Source organism: Pseudomonas fluorescens NCIMB 11764 (assembly GCF_000293885.2).
In the GTDB taxonomy this organism is placed as follows: Bacteria; Pseudomonadota; Gammaproteobacteria; order Pseudomonadales; family Pseudomonadaceae; genus Aquipseudomonas; species Aquipseudomonas fluorescens_B.
On sequence record NZ_CP010945.1, the window covers coordinates 555868 to 574068 of the forward strand.

At 61.2% G+C, this 18201-nt stretch carries 13 protein-coding genes; 10 read left to right on the top strand and 3 right to left on the bottom strand.

Annotated elements, in window-relative coordinates; genetic code table 11:
- Positions 1 to 28: 28 nt before the first annotated feature.
- On the bottom strand, positions 29 to 1978 hold the full coding sequence (locus B723_RS02595; RefSeq protein WP_238588329.1) for a BCCT family transporter: 1950 nt from the start codon (positions 1976 to 1978) through the stop codon (positions 29 to 31).
- 378 nt (positions 1979 to 2356) lie between these two features.
- On the opposite strand from B723_RS02595, the gene betI reads away from it, so the two are divergent.
- The 9 genes from betI to yccS all read left to right on the top strand — a co-directional run bounded on the left by betI (position 2357) and on the right by yccS (position 16240).
- Positions 2357 to 2950: a transcriptional regulator BetI gene (gene betI / locus B723_RS02600; RefSeq protein WP_017341210.1), complete on the top strand. Its 594-nt coding sequence runs from the start codon at positions 2357 to 2359 to the stop codon at positions 2948 to 2950.
- A gap of 108 nt (positions 2951 to 3058) precedes the next feature.
- Positions 3059 to 4531 (top strand): betaine-aldehyde dehydrogenase, encoded by a 1473-nt coding sequence (gene betB / locus B723_RS02605; protein WP_017341211.1) that lies wholly within the window; start codon positions 3059 to 3061, stop codon positions 4529 to 4531.
- 165 nt (positions 4532 to 4696) lie between these two features.
- Positions 4697 to 6400 (top strand): choline dehydrogenase, encoded by a 1704-nt coding sequence (betA, locus tag B723_RS02610; protein ID WP_017341212.1) that lies wholly within the window; start codon positions 4697 to 4699, stop codon positions 6398 to 6400.
- A gap of 280 nt (positions 6401 to 6680) precedes the next feature.
- Positions 6681 to 8123 carry a TldD/PmbA family protein gene (locus B723_RS02615; RefSeq protein WP_017341213.1) on the top strand — a complete coding sequence of 481 codons (1443 nt, stop codon included), beginning with the start codon at positions 6681 to 6683 and terminating at the stop codon, positions 8121 to 8123.
- Positions 8123 to 9460: a TldD/PmbA family protein gene (locus B723_RS02620; RefSeq protein WP_017341214.1), complete on the top strand. Its 1338-nt coding sequence runs from the start codon at positions 8123 to 8125 to the stop codon at positions 9458 to 9460. Before B723_RS02615 ends, B723_RS02620 begins: the two co-directional genes overlap by 1 nt.
- A 191-nt stretch (positions 9461 to 9651) precedes the next feature.
- A complete protein-coding gene (mdtD, locus tag B723_RS02625) occupies positions 9652 to 11079 on the top strand; it encodes a multidrug transporter subunit MdtD (RefSeq protein WP_017341215.1) in 1428 nt (475 codons plus the stop codon).
- 105 nt (positions 11080 to 11184) lie between these two features.
- Positions 11185 to 12522, top strand: a complete 1338-nt coding sequence (gene dbpA / locus B723_RS02630) for an ATP-dependent RNA helicase DbpA (protein ID WP_238588330.1) — start codon at positions 11185 to 11187, stop codon at positions 12520 to 12522.
- A gap of 86 nt (positions 12523 to 12608) precedes the next feature.
- Positions 12609 to 13787, top strand: a complete 1179-nt coding sequence (locus tag B723_RS02635) for an NAD(P)/FAD-dependent oxidoreductase (protein ID WP_017341217.1) — start codon at positions 12609 to 12611, stop codon at positions 13785 to 13787.
- A gap of 269 nt (positions 13788 to 14056) precedes the next feature.
- Positions 14057 to 16240 (top strand): YccS family putative transporter, encoded by a 2184-nt coding sequence (gene yccS / locus B723_RS02640; RefSeq protein WP_017341218.1) that lies wholly within the window; start codon positions 14057 to 14059, stop codon positions 16238 to 16240.
- Between the two features lie 156 nt (positions 16241 to 16396).
- Here the strand turns inward: yccS and B723_RS02645 are convergent, their stop codons facing one another.
- Positions 16397 to 17134, bottom strand: coding sequence for a substrate-binding periplasmic protein (locus tag B723_RS02645; protein WP_017341219.1), 738 nt, complete (start codon positions 17132 to 17134; stop codon positions 16397 to 16399).
- A gap of 254 nt (positions 17135 to 17388) precedes the next feature.
- Between B723_RS02645 and B723_RS02650 the strand changes: the two genes are divergently transcribed.
- Positions 17389 to 17841 carry a GNAT family N-acetyltransferase gene (locus tag B723_RS02650; RefSeq protein WP_017341220.1) on the top strand — a complete coding sequence of 151 codons (453 nt, stop codon included), beginning with the start codon at positions 17389 to 17391 and terminating at the stop codon, positions 17839 to 17841.
- 52 nt (positions 17842 to 17893) lie between these two features.
- Here B723_RS02650 and B723_RS02655 read toward each other — a convergent pair whose 3' ends face one another.
- Positions 17894 to 18190, bottom strand: a complete 297-nt coding sequence (locus B723_RS02655; protein ID WP_007894945.1) for a winged helix-turn-helix domain-containing protein — start codon at positions 18188 to 18190, stop codon at positions 17894 to 17896.
- Between the last annotated feature and the right edge of the window lie 11 nt (positions 18191 to 18201).

Sequence of the window (18201 nt, forward strand, 5' to 3'; positions counted from 1 at the left end):
AGCAACTTGCACCGCATGACCTCAAGTTTCAGCTATAGACCCGGCCAAGGAGCTGCCGATGGCTTTCGAACTGATCGAGCACGTCACGGGTGATCTGATCCTGAGTGAAGCCCATCAAGTCGTAATCCTGGCTGCCGTTGTGCAGGTACACCTCGGCGCGGTAGTAACGTGCGCGCGGTTCATCGGCACTTTCGGCCGACACCGTGTCGCTCGCCGCCGCCAGATAGCCGTCCAGGCTCACTTCGTAGACAAAAGGGTTGCCCTCTTCCATCTCGATCCGCAGGCCCATGCAGCGCTTGGCCTTGCCCAGCAACGTTTGCACGTCCAGACCTTTGCCACGCAGCTGAACCACGGCCTCTTCCAGCGCCGGGCTGACTTGCTTGTCCATGAAGCGCTGAACGATCGACTGGTTCGGTTGCAGGTCCAGCTGGGTCAGACGCTCGCTGAAACCACGACGACCGCGTGCAGCCAGTTCCGCTTGCTCCTGTTCGATCTGCACGTCCTGGCGCATGGCCTTGTGCAAGCCGAACATGAAAAACACCAGCACCACCGAGAACGGCAGGCCGGCCAGCACCACCATGGTTTGCATGGCTTCGAAGTTACCGGCGAACAGCAGGCCGATGGTCACCAGGGTGATCACCACGGACCAGAAGATCCGCAGCCAGTGCGGTGCATCTTCGTCGACATTGCCGCCCTTGCACGAAAGGTTGGCCATCATCACCGCACCGGAATCCGCCGGGGTCAGGAACAGCACGAAACCCACGAAGATCGACACGCCGATCACCACTTTCGACGCCGGGTAATGCTCCAGCAACTGGTAGATCGCCATGGACGGCTGTTCCAGCGCCGTCTTCCCGAGCTCCACCGCCCCATGGTTCATCACCAGGTCCAGGGCCGAGTTACCGAAGATCGACAGCCACGCCAGGGTGAACCCCAGCGGAATAAGCAGCACGCCGGCCACCAGTTCACGCACCGTGCGACCACGGGAAATACGCGCGATGAACATGCCTACGAATGGCGCCCAGGAAATCCACCAGGCCCAGTAGAACAGGGTCCACAAGCCCAACCAGCGGTCGGACTTCTCACTGTTGCCTTCGTAAACGTAGAGGTCGAAGGTCTTCAGTACCACGCCGTTCAGGTAGTCACCGATGTTCTGCACAAAGCCGTTGAGCAGGTGCAAAGTCGGGCCGAACAGCAGCACGAAAATCAGCAGCCCGCTGAACAACACGATGTTCAGGTTGGACAGACGGCGAATGCCGTTTTCCACGCCGGACACGGCAGCGATGGTCGCCACGGTGCTCATCACGATGATCACGATCAGCAGGTTGGTGTTGCTGTGTTCCATGCCGAACAGGTTTTCAAGGCCCGACGACACTTGCAGCGAACCGATCCCCAGGTTCGTCACCAGCCCCAGCAGGGTCACGAACATGCCGAAGCCGTCCACCGCGTGACCGGCCGCGCCTTTGACCCAACGTTCGCCCACCAGCGGATACAGCGCCGAACGCAACGCCAGCGGCTGATTATGACGGTAGGCAAAGTAAGCAACGGCCAGGCCGACCAGTGCGTAGATCGCCCAACCGTGCAGGCCCCAGTGCAGGAAAGTCAGCTGCACCGCCTGACGTGCGGCCATGTTGCTGGCCGAAACGCCTTCCGGCGGGTTGAAGTAGTGGTCCAGCGGCTCGGAAGCACCGAAGTAAAGCAGCGAGATGCCGATACCCGAGGAGAACAGCATCCCCGCCCAGGCGCCATAGCTGAAGTCCGGGGTGTCGTCCTTGCTGCCCAGCTTGAGTTTTCCGTAGGACGAAAACGCCAGGCCGACCACGAAAACCAGGTACGCGGCGATCACCACCATGTAGTACCAGCCGAAGCTGCGGGACAACCAGGCCTGAGCCACTCCGAGCATTCTGCCGGCCTCTTGCGGGGCGATGATCAGAATGGCGGTCAACAGCAGGATCAGCGCGGTAGAGGTGTAGAACACCCAACCGTTGACCGTCACCTTCTCGGGCGGGGTCTTTATAAGAGAGGCAGAACTCATGGCACAGAGGCTCCGGCAGTGCGAGAGAAGAACACAAGGCAACGCGATACCCGACCAATCGATGAGTTGGCAGCCGACCGGCGGGTGATATAAAGACACCCCGAAAAAAGCCCGAAGCCTGTAGACGCGGTTGCGTATAGGTTTCGAGCCGTTTTGGATGTCGGTTTATCGCCATTTACACGTAGGAAAAATCTGTAAGCAGCGACGATTTGTCGCAGATCTTATTCTTTGTTGATTGAACGTTCAATCAAAACAAAATAGACTGGCCCTCAACCCGATAGACGTTTTGCGTCTGCCGGAAGGCCTAAGGAGATGTGCAAGATGCCCAAGGTCGGTATGCAACCCATCCGCCGCCAGCAATTGATCGAAGCCACATTGCAGGCCGTCGATCAGGTCGGGATGGGGGACGCCAGCATTGCGCTGATCGCCCGTTTGGCCGGTGTCTCGAATGGCATCATCAGTCATTACTTTCAGGACAAGAACGGCCTGATAGCTGCCACGGCGCAGTACCTGATGAGTGTCCTCAGCGAGAACGTCACCGCGCGCCGTCAGGCGCTGGAAGATGACAGCCCGCGGGCGCATCTGCAGGTGATCATCGAAGGCAACTTCGACGCCAGCCAGGTCAATGGCCCGGCAATGAAAACCTGGCTGGCCTTCTGGGCCACCAGCATGCACCACCCGTCTTTGCACAGGTTGCAGCGGATCAACGATCACCGTCTGTATTCCAACCTGTGCTGCCAGTTCCGTCGCGTATTGCCGCTCGATGATGCGCGCAGTGCAGCCCGGGGCCTGGCGGCGTTGATTGACGGTTTGTGGTTGCGGGGGGCGCTGTCGGGAGATGCTTTCGACACGGAACAGGCGCACCGGATCGCTTACGAATACATGGATTTCCAATTGGCCAAGCAGGTGAGTTAGAGCACACATAACGCTCAGCCCCTGAACTGCTGCCGATCGGTGTTGCCACACTTGTATGGCTTCACCGCGGTGGCCTACGCCAACCACTTATGCACTTGCGAGGACACTATGGCCCGTTTCGAACTGCAAAAACTCTACATCGATGGCGGTTACTCCGACGCCAGCAGCGACGCCACTTTCGAAGCCATCAACCCGGCTAACGGTGAAGTCCTCGCAAACGTACAGCGTGCGACCAAGGAAGACGTCGAGCGCGCTGTCGTCAGCGCCGAAAAGGGCCAGAAAATCTGGGCCGCGATGACCGCCATGGAGCGTTCGCGCATCCTGCGCCGTGCCGTGGACATCCTGCGCGAGCGCAACGATGAACTGGCCGCCCTGGAAACCCTGGACACCGGCAAGTCGTTCTCCGAAACCAAGTATGTCGACATCGTCACCGGTGCTGACGTGCTGGAGTACTACGCGGGCCTGGTTCCGGCCATCGAAGGCGAGCAGATTCCGCTGCGTACCACCTCGTTCGTCTACACCCGTCGCGAGCCGCTGGGCGTTGTCGCCGGTATCGGTGCGTGGAACTACCCGATCCAGATCGCCCTGTGGAAATCCGCACCAGCCCTGGCAGCGGGTAACGCGATGATCTTCAAGCCAAGCGAAGTCACGTCCCTGACCACGCTGAAACTGGCCGAGATCTACACCGAAGCGGGCGTTCCAGCGGGTGTGTTCAACGTCCTGACCGGCAGCGGCCGTGAAGTCGGCACCTGGCTGACCGAGCACCCACGCATCGAGAAAGTCTCCTTCACCGGCGGCACCGACACCGGCAAGAAGGTGATGGCCAGTGCTTCCAGTTCCTCGCTGAAAGACGTGACCATGGAACTGGGCGGCAAGTCCCCGCTGATCATTTTCGATGACGCCGACCTCGATCGCGCTGCCGACACCGCGATGATGGCCAACTTCTACAGCTCCGGTCAGGTCTGCACCAACGGTACCCGAGTGTTCGTACCGAGCCATCTGAAAGTGGCATTCGAAGCCAAGATCGCTGAGCGCGTTGCCCGTATCCGTATCGGCAACCCGGAAGACGAAAACACCAACTTCGGCCCGCTGGTCAGCTTTGCCCACATGGAAAGCGTGCTGGGTTACATCGCCAAAGGTAAGGAAGAAGGCGCTCGCGTGCTGTGCGGCGGTAGCCGTCTGACCGAAGGCGACTTCGCCAAAGGCGCCTTCGTGGCACCGACCGTGTTCACCGACTGCACCGACGAGATGACCATTGTGCGCGAAGAAATCTTCGGCCCGGTCATGGCGATCCTGACCTACGAAACCGAAGAAGAAGTGATCCGTCGTGCCAACGACACCGACTTCGGCCTGGCCGCTGGCATCGTCACCAAGGACCTGAACCGCGCTCACCGCGTGATTCATCAACTGGAAGCCGGTATCTGCTGGATCAACGCCTGGGGCGAGTCCGACGCGAAGATGCCGGTCGGCGGCTACAAGCAGTCGGGTGTTGGCCGTGAGAACGGCATCAGCTCGCTGAACAACTTCACACGCATCAAATCGGTACAGGTTGAGCTGGGCGATTACGCCTCGGTGTTCTAAGGCGGCATCTGCTTCGCCTGCGAGGCCGTCATCGCCAGCAGGCTGGCTCCCACAGAGTACGTATTCCAATGTGGGGCCAGCCTGTCGGATCGCCGCACCGTGGCGATCGAGTGCGCAGCACTCCCAACGGTCTGACCTGACCACTTTCAAAGAGGGTGCATTTCAATGTCCCAAGAATTCGATTACATCATCATCGGTGCCGGCTCGGCCGGTAACACCCTGGCGACCCGTCTGACTGAAGACGAAGGCGTCACCGTCCTGCTGCTCGAAGCCGGCGGTCCGGACTACCGCCTGGACTTCCGCACGCAAATGCCGGCCGCCCTGGCGTTCCCGCTGCAAGGTCGTCGCTACAACTGGGCCTACGAAACCGATCCGGAGCCACACATGGACGGTCGCCGGATGGAATGCGGTCGCGGCAAGGGCCTCGGTGGTTCTTCGCTGATCAACGGCATGTGCTACATCCGCGGCAACGCGATGGACTACGACAACTGGGCCAAGCTTCCAGGTCTTGAAGACTGGGACTACCTGAACTGCCTCCCGTACTTCCGCAAGGCTGAAACCCGTGACATCGGCCCGAACGACTACCACGGTGGCGACGGCCCGGTCAGCGTGACCACGCCGAAAGCCGGCAACAACCCGCTGTTCCACGCCATGGTTGAAGCCGGCGTACAAGCCGGTTACCCGCGCACCGAAGACTTGAACGGTTACCAGCAAGAAGGCTTCGGCCCGATGGACCGCACCGTGACGCCGAACGGCCGTCGCGCCAGCACCGCACGCGGCTACCTGGACATCGCCAAGAAGCGCTCGACCCTGACCATCGTCACCCACGCCCTGACCGACAAGATCCTGTTCGAAGGCAAGCGTGCGGTCGGCGTGCGTTACCTGATCGGCGCCGCTGAAGAGCGCGTTGAAGCCCGCGCCCGCAAAGAAGTGCTGCTGTGCTCCGGCGCCATCGCTTCGCCGCAGATCCTGCAACGCTCTGGCGTCGGCCCGGCCGAACTGCTGAAAAAGCTCGACATCCCGGTGGTCCATGACCTGCCAGGCGTCGGCGAAAACCTGCAGGATCACCTCGAGTTGTACCTGCAATACGCCTGCACCCAGCCGGTCTCGTTGTACCCGTCGCTGCTCTGGTACAACCAGCCGGCCATCGGTGCCGAGTGGCTGTTCAACGGCACCGGCATCGGCGCCAGCAACCAGTTCGAAGCCGGCGGATTCATCCGCACCCGCGAGGAATTCGATTGGCCGAACATCCAGTATCACTTCCTGCCAGTGGCCATTAACTACAACGGCAGCAACGGGGTGAAAGAGCACGGCTTCCAGGCGCACATGGGTTCCATGCGTTCGCCGAGCCGCGGTCGCATCCAGGCCAAGTCGAAGGACCCGCGCGAGTACCCGAGCATCCTGTTCAACTACATGGCCACCGAGCAGGACTGGCAGGAATTCCGCGACGGCATCCGCCTGACCCGTGAAATCATGCAACAGCCTGCACTGGACGCTTTCCGTGGCCGCGAAATCAGCCCGGGCATTGACGTGCAAACCGATGAGCAGCTCGACAAGTTCATCCGCGAGCACGCCGAAACGGCGTTCCACCCGTCCTGCTCGTGCAAGATGGGCACCGACGAAATGGCCGTGGTCGATGCCGAAGGTCGCGTGCATGGCATGCAAGCCCTGCGTGTGGTCGATGCCTCGATCATGCCGATCATCACCACCGGCAACCTGAATGCGCCAACGATCATGATCGCCGAGAAAATCGCCGACAAGATCCGTGGCCGCAAGCCGTTGCCGCGCAGCACGGCCGACTACTACGTGGCCGGTGATGCACCGGTGCGTGGCAAGCCGCTGCGGGATGTGAGCCTGACTGCTCAGTAAGACCGTTACGCCTCGGCGTGGCTCATCGCGGGCAAGCCCGCTCCCACAGGTTCCGGGTTGGATTACACATTTGTGATTCACCCAGACCCCCTGTGGGAGCGGGCTTGCCCGCGATGGGGTCCGACCAGACAACGCCTCCCTGCCTGACACACCCCGGCACTTCCTGCACCGCCCCGCCCTTGATATCGATCCCCGCCCAGGCCTAATCTAGCGCCACGCAAACGTTTCACCCCCCTCGCAACACCGATACATCGCAACCCCATACCAAGGAGGTTCCCGAATGTTCGATTTCCACCCCCAGCTCAAGCAGCGCTTCGCTGCCTTGCGCACGGGCGCTGAATTCTTTTCGCTGCGTTATGTGCGCGAGTCCGGCCAGTACCTGTCGGTGCGCAAGAACGTCGCCGAACCTCCGAGCCTGAGTCGTGACGAAGGCGCGATGTTGACCGTGCGCGTCAACGGCGTCGAAGCCTACGCCGCGACCAACGACCTGTCGCAATCCGGCCTGCAGGCCGCGCTGGAAAAAGCCGAGCAACACGCCCGCCGGCTCAAGCCCCACGCCCTGCTCGACTTGCGTGATCAAGCCGTCTCCAGCGACCGCGCCGATTACTTCTCGCCGAACTTCGACCTGCCCTTCCCGTCCCTGAGCGATTGCTATCAACTGCTCGGCGCCGAATCAGCGTCCGTGCCCAAGGACGAGCGACTGGTGAACTGGCAGGTGAGCATCGGCATCACCAACGTCGAACAGATCTACCTCAGCAGCGCCGGCGCTGAACTGCGCCAGGCCCAGCGTTTCATCTACCCGAGCCTGGAAGTCACCGCCTACGACGGCAGCGACAGCCAGACCCGTACCCTCGGCCGCGAAAACTTCGGCCAACAGGGCGGCTTTGATGTGATCAGTCGCTGCGGCCTGGTGGGTGCAGGCCCGAAAATCGCCGATCAGGCGCTGCAATTGTTGCTGGCACCGAACGCCCCGCAAGGCCCGCGCGACCTGCTGTTGATGCCCGACCAGATGATGCTGCAGATCCACGAATCCATCGGTCATCCGCTGGAACTGGACCGCATCCTCGGTGACGAGCGCAATTACGCCGGCACCAGTTTCGTCAAGGCAGAAGACTTCGGCCATCTGCAATACGGTTCGACACTGCTCAACGTGACCTTCGACCCGGACATCCCCGAGCAGCTCGCCAGCTACGGCCATGACGACGACGGCACCGCCGCCAGCAAGCAATTTCTGATCAAAGAAGGCTTGCTCCTGCGTCCATTGGGCGGTGCGCTGTCGCAATTCCGTGCCGGCATGGACGGCGTCGCCAACAGCCGCGCCTGCGGCTGGAATCGCCCGCCGATCGACCGCATGGCCAACCTGAACATCGAGCCTGGCGACCAACCGCTTGAGCAACTGATCGGCAACATCGAACACGGCATTTTGATGAGCACCAACCGCTCCTGGTCGATCGACGATGCGCGCAACAAATTCCAGTTCGGTTGCGAATGGGCACAGTTGATTGAAAACGGCGAGCTCAAAGGCGTGGTGAAAAACCCGAACTACCGGGCGATTTCCGCGCAGTTCTGGAAAAGCCTCAGCGCCGTCGGCGATGCCAGCACCTTCAAGGTTCTTGGCACCCCGAACTGCGGCAAGGGTGAGCCGAACCAGGTGATCCGTGTCGGCCATGCGTCGCCGGCCTGTGTGTTCAGCAATGTGGATGTGTTTGGGGGAGACGCCTGATGACTACGTCAAACAATCAGGCCGACGGGTTCAAGGCCTTGGTCAACTGGCTGCGCGACGCCATTCGCGAACCGGAGCAATTTACCCTCAGCTACGCCGCCGAGTCATCGGCCTTTGTTCGTTTCAACCACGCCAAGGTGCGTCAGGCCGGTCAGGTTCAGCAAGCGAGTGTCGGCTTCAAACTGATCAACGAGGGTCGGCATGCCGACCTCGATATCACGCTATCGGGCAATGCTGAAGTCGACCTCCAGCGTTTGGCCGAAGGGCTGCAACAGTTGCGCGAGACCTTGCCGTTGCTGCCGAAAGATCCGTATCTGCTGCTCAACCACAACGGCTGGCAAAGCAAGAACGTGCAGGCGCATCCGCTGCCGGACACCGAGCAAGTGGTCGGCGAAATCGCCCAGGCTGCCGAAGGCCTGGACCTGGTGGGCTTCTATGCAGCCGGTCCGATCAGTCGCGGATTCGCCAGCTCTTCAGGCGCGTTCGGCTGGCACCAGGCCAACAGCTTCAACTTTGACTTCAGCCTGTTTCATGACAACGGGCAGGCAGTGAAAGCCAGCTACGCCGGGCACGACTGGAACAGCGAAGGGTTTGCCAAACGCTTTGCCCAGGCACGGGAGCAGTTGGCGTTTCTCGGCAGGCCGCAGCGCACTCTGCCGCCAGGTCAGTACCGCGCCTTTCTGGCACCGGCAGCCATGGGCGAAATCATGGATATGCTCGGCTGGGGCGGTTTTTCGGCGCAGTCGATTGCCAGCAAAAACAGTCCGCTGCAGAAGCTTTTCGCAGGCAACAGCTCGTTCAGCCCGCTCGTGTCCGTCGATGAAAAAGTCAGCGGTTCGTTGAGCCCGGCGTTCTCCGGCGAGGGGTATCCGCGCAGCGATCTCAAGTTGATTGTCGACGGCAAGGCCGGCGCGCAAATGGTCAGCTCGCGCAGTGCAGCCGAGTACGGCCTGACCGCCAACGGTGCCAGTGGCGGTGAAATGCCGAGCGCCTTGAACATGGCGGCCGGGACGTTGCCTGATGCAGAGATTCTCAAGCAACTGGGCACGGGGCTGTACATCAGCAATCTGTGGTACTTGAACTACTCGGACCAGCCGGGGGCGCGCATGACCGGCATGACAAGGTTCGCGACGTTCTGGGTCGAGAATGGCGAGATACAGGCGCCGGTGAGCACCATGCGTTTTGATGACAGTGCTTACAGCTTGCTGGGTTCACAGCTGGAGGCGTTGACCGAAGAGCGCGAGTTGTTGCTGTCGGCGAGCACGTACAGTCAGCGAGCAACGGCTTCGGCGCTGTTACCGGGGGCGCTGATCAGCAAACTGACGTTGACGCTGTAACCACAAAACCCTGTGGCGAGGGAGCTTGCTCCCGCTGGGCTGCGAAGCAGCCCAAAAATCAGTAAACACGGTTCATCAGACAAACCGCATTTACCGGGTTTACGACTGCTTCGCAGCCGAGCGGGAGCAAGCTCCCTCGCCACAGGTCAACGACAGCCACAAATCTGCATTAAAAACCCACAAGAGGTCCCATGCCCAACCGCCCGCCTCTCGACGCTGTCACCGCCCGCTGGGTGCCGTGGGTCGTCGCCATTGCCTTCTTCATGCAGTCCCTCGACGGGACCATCCTCAACACCGCCCTGCCGGCCATGGCCCGCGACCTGGCGGAAGATCCGCTGCGCATGCAGGGTGTGATCATTGCCTACATGCTCACCGTCGCCTTGCTCATCCCCGCCTCGGGCTGGATCGCCGATCGCTTCGGCACCAAGAAAATCTTTTTCGGCGCGATCCTGCTGTTCAGCCTCGGCTCACTGCTCTGCGCCCTGTCGAGCACCTTGAGCATGCTGATCGGCGCCCGGGTGATTCAGGGCCTGGGCGGTGCGCTGATGCTCCCGGTCGGGCGGCTCGTGGTGCTGCGCGCCTACCCGCGCTCGGAGCTGGTGCGGATCATGGGGTTCATCACCATTCCCGGCCTGCTCGGGCCGCTGATCGGCCCAACCATGGGCGGCTGGATGGTGGAATACCTGACCTGGCACTGGATCTTCCTGATCAACCTGCCGGTCGGCGCCGTCGGTTGCTACGCCGTGTGGAGATTCATCCCCGACCTGCGCGGCACTGAGCGCACGCGTTTCGACAGCCTCGGTTTCCTGCTGTTTGGCGCGGCGATGGTGCTGATCACCGTCGCCATGGAGGGTCTCGGCGAACTGCACCTGCCGCATTTGCGCGTGATGTTGCTGCTGTTCGGCGGCATGGCCTGTCTGGCGGCGTACTGGCTGCGGGCCGGGCACATCGATAATCCGCTGTTCGCGCCGTCGCTGTTCAAGACCCGGACCTTTGCCGTGGGCATCCTCGGCAACCTGTTCGCCCGCCTGGGCAGCGGCGCACTGCCATTTCTCGTACCGTTGCTGCTGCAAGTGGCGCTGGGTTACTCGCCGTCCCAGGCCGGGATGAGCATGTTGCCGCTGGCCGCTGCGGCGATGGTTGCCAAGTCGGTGGCACGGCCACTGATCGAACGCCTGGGCTATCGCATCGTGCTGACCGGCAACACGTTGGCGCTGGGTCTGATGCTGGCGAGCATGGGCCTGGTCAGCGAGCAGACGCCGTACTGGCTGCTGCTGGGCATGCTGGCGGTTCTCGGCGCAATCAACTCCTTGCAGTTCACCGCGATGAACACCGTGACCCTGATCGACCTCGACGACGCCAGCGCCAGCAGCGGCAACAGCCTGCTGTCGGTGGTCGCGCAGTTGTCCCTGAGCCTGGGCGTTGCGTGCGCCGGTGCGCTGCTTGGCGGGTTCACGGCCGAGGTCGGAAACGATGGCGTGGACACGGTATTGGGCGCCTTCCAACTGACCTTCGTGACCGTCGGCGTCATGGCCATGCTGGCCGCGACGATCTTCTCGCAGCTGTCAAAGGAAGACGGACGGCGTGTCAAACGTCCGGAAGAACACATCGAACCTTAGGGCCAATGGCCACGGGACTGATACACTGCGCGACATTTTGTTTTGCAGGCCAGTCCCGTGACCACCATCGCCACCGCTTTTAATACTTTGCCGCTGTCCGCTGCCATGCTGGCTAACCTCGACTCTTTGGGTTATGCCGAGATGACGCCGATCCAGGCGCAAAGCTTGCCGGTGATCCTGAAAGGGATGGACCTGATCGCCCAGGCCAAGACCGGCAGCGGCAAGACCGCGGCCTTCGGTATCGGCCTGCTCAACCCGATCAATCCGCGCTTCTTCGGCTGCCAGGCGCTGGTCATTTGCCCGACACGCGAGCTGGCCGACCAGGTCGCCAAGGAAATCCGTCGTCTGGCCCGTTCCGAAGACAACATCAAGGTCCTGACCCTGTGCGGCGGCGTATCGTTCGGCCCGCAGATCGGTTCGCTGGAGCACGGCGCGCATATCATCGTCGGCACGCCGGGTCGCATCCAGCAGCACCTGCGCAAGGGCTCGCTGATCCTTCATGGCCTGAACACGCTGATCCTGGACGAAGCCGATCGCATGCTCGACATGGGTTTCTACGACTCCATCGAAGAAATCATTGCCCAGTGCCCCGAGCGTCGCCAGACCCTGCTGTTCTCCGCCACGTATCCGGTGGGCATCAAGCAGCTGGCGTCCAAGTTCATGCGCAATCCGCAACAAGTGAAGGCCGAGGCGTTCCACGACGACACGCAGATCGAGCAGCGCTTCTACGAGATTTCCCCGGAAGAGCGCATGGACGCCGTGGTCAAAATCCTCGCGCATCATCGTCCGGCGTCCTGCGTGGCCTTCTGCTTCACCAAGCAGCAGGTTCAGGAAACCGTTGACCACCTGACGGCCAAAGGCATCTCCGCCGTCGGTTTGCATGGCGATCTGGAACAGCGTGACCGTGACCAGGTGTTGGCGATGTTCGCCAACCGCAGCACTTCGGTGCTGGTTGCCACTGACGTCGCCGCGCGCGGTCTGGACATCGATGCGCTGGACATGGTGATCAACGTCGAACTGGCCCGTGACTCGGAAATCCACATTCACCGTGTCGGCCGTACCGGTCGTGCAGGTGAGAAAGGCATCGCAATCAGCCTGGTCGCACCGTCCGAAGCGCATCGCGCCCAGGCCATCGAACAGCTGCAGAAGTCGCCATTGAGCTGGGATCAGCTCGACAACCTCAAATCCCAGGGCGGCGGTCCGTTGCTGCCGCAAATGAGCACGCTGGTCATCGGCGCCGGCCGTAAAGACAAGGTGCGTCCGGGTGACATCCTCGGCGCACTGACCGGCGATGCCGGGATTCCGGGTGCGCAGGTTGGCAAGATTGCGATTTTTGACTTCCAGGCCTACGTGGCCGTGGAACGCGGGATTGCCAAACAAGCCTTGCAGCGCCTGAATGACGGCAAGATCAAAGGCCGTTCGCTGCGCGTGCGCATCCTCTAAAAACGCCGCGCCCCCCTGTGGGAGCTGGCTTGCCAGCGCCCACATTTGATTGCATTTCAGATCAGCTCCTGTGTGAGGACACCGTTTTGCGCTCTACCGAAGTCGTGATCATTGGCGCTGGCGCCGCAGGGTTGATGTGTGCGCTGACCGCCGCCGGGCGCGGGCGCAAGGTGATGTTGCTCGACCATGCGAACAAGGCCGGCAAGAAAATCCTGATGTCGGGCGGTGGCCGCTGCAATTTCACCAACATGTACACCGAACCGGGCAATTTCCTCTCGCAAAACGAACACTTCTGCAAATCCGCCCTGGCGCGCTACACCCAGTGGGATTTCATCGGGATGGTCGCCAAACATGGCGTGCCGTACCACGAGAAAAAACTCGGCCAGTTGTTCTGCGATAACAAATCCAGCGACATCCTCGAGATGCTCCTCAGCGAGTGCGATCAGGTCGGCGTCAGCCTGCACCTGGACACCTCGATCCAGACCATCGAGAAGCTGGAAAACGGTTATTTGCTGGACACCACGCTGGGGCAGATCACCTGTGAATCCTTGGTAATCGCCACTGGCGGCCTGTCGATTCCGACCCTGGGCGCCACCGGTTTCGGATATCAGGTCGCGAAGCAGTTTGGCCACGAACTGTTGCCAACCCGTGCCGGCCTGGTGCCGTTCACCATCACCGATCAGCTCAAGGAGCTTTGCACCGAGCTGTCCGGTACGTCGGTGGATTGCCTGGTGAGCTGCAACGACCAGAGCTTCCGCGAGAACATCCTGTTCACCCACCGCGGTCTCAGCGGCCCGGCGATTTTGCAGATTTCCTCGTTCTGGGAATCCGGCGATACGGTAGAGATCAACCTGATGCCGGATCACGACGTACCGGGCTGGCTGCAACAGCAGCAAGCCGAACGCCCGAACAGCGAACTGAAAACCCTGCTGGGCGAGATCTTCACCAAGAAGATGGCCAACCTGCTGGCGGACAACTGGTTCGTCTCCAAACCGATGAAGCAGTACACCCACGCGGAAATCGCCGACATCGCCGAAAAACTGGCGAGCTGGAAAGTCGTTCCCGCAGGCACCGAAGGCTACCGCACCGCCGAAGTGACACTGGGCGGCGTCGATACCAACGAGGTGTCGTCCAAGACCATGGAATCGCTGAAAAGCCCTGGTTTGTATTTCATCGGCGAAGTACTGGACGTAACCGGGCATCTGGGCGGCTTCAACTTCCAGTGGGCCTGGGCCTCGGGTTACGCGGCGGCGCAATTCGTCTGATCCACACGAATCAAAAAGTGTACGAGCTTTTGTGGCGAGGGAGCTTGCTCCCGCTGGCCTGCGCAGCAGGCCCCGACATCTGACGCCACAGTATTTACGACGGCTGCGCCGCCGAACGGCAGCAAGCTCCCTCGCCACAGGCTCAATACTGACCTGACATCGTCGCCAGGGAAGGAACAGATTTTGCTGTCAGATGTGATCGGCGCCATTGCGTCGACGTCATTACTGGCTCAATTTAGCGTCATTGCCTCGGAAGGCCCTCGCACTTCATGCCATCGACCCCATTTCGTCAGTCTCTGCGCCGTCTCTGGGCGCTGGATAAATTCAGTTACAGCGTGCGGGTGTTCATCGCCCTGACGGGCAGCATGGCGCTGTGTTGGTATCAGGATGAAATGGGGCTGCTGATCCCGCTGTTCCTGGGGATCATCGCCAGCGCCCTGGCCGAGACCGACGACAGTTGGCAGGGCCGCCTCAACGCTCTGGCCGTGACGCTGGTGTGCTTCAGCATCGCGGCCCTCTCCGTCGAACTGCTCTTCCCCTACCCCATCGTCTTCGTCATCGCCCTCGCGCTGGCCAGTTTCGGCCTGACCATGCTCGGTGCGCTGGGCGAACGCTATGGCGCGATTGCCTCGGCAACGTTGATTCTGTCGGTCTACACCATGATCGGCGTGGACCAGCGCGGCGGCGAGGTGACCGATTTCTGGCACGAGCCGTTGCTGCTGGTCGCCGGCGCGGCGTGGTACGGCGTGCTCTCGGTGTTGTGGCAAGCGATGTTTTCCAACCAGCCGGTGCAGCAGAGCCTCGCGCGATTGTTCCGTGAGCTGGGGTTTTACCTGAAGCTGAAGTCGTCGCTGTTCGAGCCGATCCGGCAGATGGACGTGGAAGCGCGTCGACTGGAACTGGCCCAGCAGAACGGCCGGGTCGTCGCGGCACTGAACGCCGCCAAGGAAATCATTCTGCACCGGGTCGGAGACGGTCGACCGGGCTCGAAAGTCAGCCGCTACCTGAAACTCTACTTCCTCGCCCAGGACATCCACGAGCGCGCCAGCTCCTCCCACTATCCGTATAACGCGCTGGCTGACGCCTTTTTCCACAGTGACGTGCTGTTCCGCTGTCAGCGCCTGCTGCGCCAGCAGGGCAAGGCGTGCCGAGCGCTGGCGGAATCGATCCAGATGCGCCAACCCTTCATTTATGACGCCAGCTTCGCCGAAGCCCTGAGCGACCTGCACGCTTCCCTCGAACACCTGCGCATCCAGAGCAACCCGGCCTGGCGCGGACTGCTGCGATCCCTGCGCGCGCTGGCCGCCAACCTCGGCACTCTCGACCGTTTGCTCAGCGATGCGAGCAACCCCGACGCCCTCGCCGACGCCACCGACAGCAGCCTGCTCGACCGTTCGCCCCGCAGCCTGAAGGATGTGTGGATGCGCTTGCGCACGCAGCTGACACCGACCTCGCTGCTGTTCCGCCACGCCCTGCGATTGCCCCTCGCGCTGAGCATCGGCTACGGCATGGTGCATTTGATTCACCCGTCGCAAGGTTACTGGATCATCCTCACCACGCTCTTCGTCTGCCAACCGAACTACGGCGCCACACGCCGCAAGCTGGGTCAGCGGATCATCGGCACCGCCATAGGCCTGACCCTGGCCTGGGCGCTGTTTGATCTGTTCCCGAACCCGCTGATCCAGTCGTGCTTCGCAATTGCCGCCGGGGTGGTGTTCTTCACCAACCGCACCACGCGCTACACCCTGGCGACGGCGGCGATCACCTTGATGGTGCTGTTCTGCTTCAACCAGGTCGGCGACGGTTATGGTCTGTTTCTGCCGCGACTGTTCGATACCCTGCTCGGCAGCCTGATCGCCGGGCTCGCGGTGTTCCTGTTCCTGCCGGACTGGCAGGGTCGACGCCTGAACAAGGTGCTGGCCAACACCCTGACCTGCAACAGCATTTACCTGCGCCAGATCATGCAGCAATACGCCGCCGGCAAGAGCGACGACCTGGCTTATCGCCTGGCCCGGCGCAACGCGCACAACGCCGATGCGGCATTGTCGACGACGCTGGCCAACATGCTGATGGAGCCTGGGCATTTCCGTAAGGAAGCGGATGTCGGGTTCCGCTTCCTGGTGTTGTCGCACACGTTGCTCAGCTATTTGTCAGGACTGGGCGCACACCGTGAAACCCTGCTGCCGGCGGACGTGCGCGAGCATTTGATCGAAGGTGCCGGCGTGAAACTGGCGGCGAGCATTGATGAGATCGCTCAAGGCCTGGCGAGCAAACAGCCGATTGCGATTCAAAGTGATGAGGAAGAGGCACTGGCCAATGAGCTGGAACAGATGCCGGACGAGATCGATGAAGGCCAGCGGCTGGTGCAGACGCAGTTGGCGCTGATCTGTCGCCAGTTGGGGCCGTTGCGGACGTTGGCGGCGCATCTCATCAAGGACACCAGCGAGGATTGAAATCGGTGTTGGCTGGGCGGACCTCATCGCAGGCGAGCCCACCACTGGGGGATATGTGCGGTGTCCGGAATTGCATGCACGCCATGAATCCATTGTGGCAGCGAGCTTGCCCGCGATGAGGCCATCAGCGACAGCGCAAAATCCGGATCAGCCCACTCACATCCCATGCGCCTTCATCAATCGCTCATAACTCCCGTCCGCCTTCATCTCGGCGATCTCCCGATCAAAACCCGCCACAATCTGTTCATGCTGCGGATTTTTCAGGCTGACCAGAATATGCAGGCTGTTCTCGCTCAAAGGCTTGGGCAGGAATTCCACGGAATTGCGCACCTTGGCTGACTCCCGTGCCAGGTAGTAACGCGCGACGTATTCATCCTCCAGGGTCAGCTTGACCCGGTCGGCGGCGACCATGCGCACGGCCATGGCGAAGCTGTGCACCGGGATCTTCTGCAGCGAAGCGTCTTCATCGAACGCGGGTGAATAGGCATAACCGCGCACCACCGCAATCGGGTACATGTGCAATTGCTGCAGATTATTGAATTCGATCGGCGCGTCCTTGCGCTTGAGAAAGCGCACGCGGTTGAGCAGGTACTCACCGGAGAATTGGCCAAGTCTGGTGCGCTCATCGGTGTACCAGGCGTTCACCAGCACGTCGTAACGCCCCTCGCCTATACCCAGCAACGCACGCGCCCACGGCACCTGCTCAAAATCGCTGGCATAGCCGGCGCGGGCCAGCGCGGTGCTGACAATGTCGGTGGCCAACCCGCCGTTGACCAACGTGGCGTCGGTAAAGGGCGGCCATGAATCGGCGACCAACCGCAGCTTTTCCGCTGCAGCACTCTGAGTCAGCAACAGCAATCCGATCAAGGCCAAAGCTCGATGCAATCGCGGCATGCTCGAAAATCCTTAGCGGGCGGTTGCCCGACGTTTTCAGCCAAAACTCCAAGGCCCCGTACCGGCAAAACCCAGGTACTAACATTAGCTCATCGAAGCCACTGCACAGCGCTTCATCCCAGATTACACAAAGAAGACAACGCCGCGCGAAATGAATGATGGCATTTTGGCCTTTGTCACAGATTTCTTCGCCATCGAGACATCTTTCGTGCAGACGCTTAGTATCGGAGGGACGATGCTCAAGGAATGTGAAGATGACAATCGATTGGATCTGCAAACACCACAGTGATCTGGGCAAGGAGCAGCTTTACGCCGTTCTGCAGCTACGCGCCGAGGTGTTCGTTGTGGAGCAGAAATGTATTTATCAAGACGTCGATGGCCAGGATCTGGAAGGTGACACCTGCCATCTGATGGCCTGGGACGGGGATCGACTGGTGGCGTACCTGCGTTTGCTCGATCCTGAATTACAGGGCGGAGACGTGGTGATCGGGCGGGTGCTTACCGCGCCGGATTATCGCGGCAAGGGCCTGGGTCATGAGCTGATCGCCCAGGCGTTGAAGCAGGCGCAAAAGCGCTGGCCTGAAGTGCCGGTTTATCTGTCGGCCCAGGCGCATTTGCAGGGGTATTACGGGCGGTACGGGTTTGTCGTGGCGGGTGAGGAATACCTGGAGGATGGCATTCCGCATATCGGGATGCGTCGTTCTTGAGGGCCCTATCGCGGGCTTGCCCGCGATGGCGTCATAACTGACGCCGCAGAATTCAGGGATACTCCAACACCGCCTTGATCTGCCGCAGATTACGCTCGATCCACCCCCGGTCAATCGCTCCCCACTCGCGAATCCGATAACGCCCGGCATGATTGCGCGCGCCCTCTTCCTGCTCGAATTCACAAACGATGTCCAGATCCGCCAACGCCGCAATGGTGTCCTGGGCCGTGCGCCGGGGCATGCCGGTCACCTCGGTCAGTGCCGGGACGCTGCTGGCCAGCCCGCTGTCGATCAGGTACGCCACGTACAAGCGGCGATAGAAGCTGCTCTTGGTCTTGCTCACGTCCATCCACACACTCC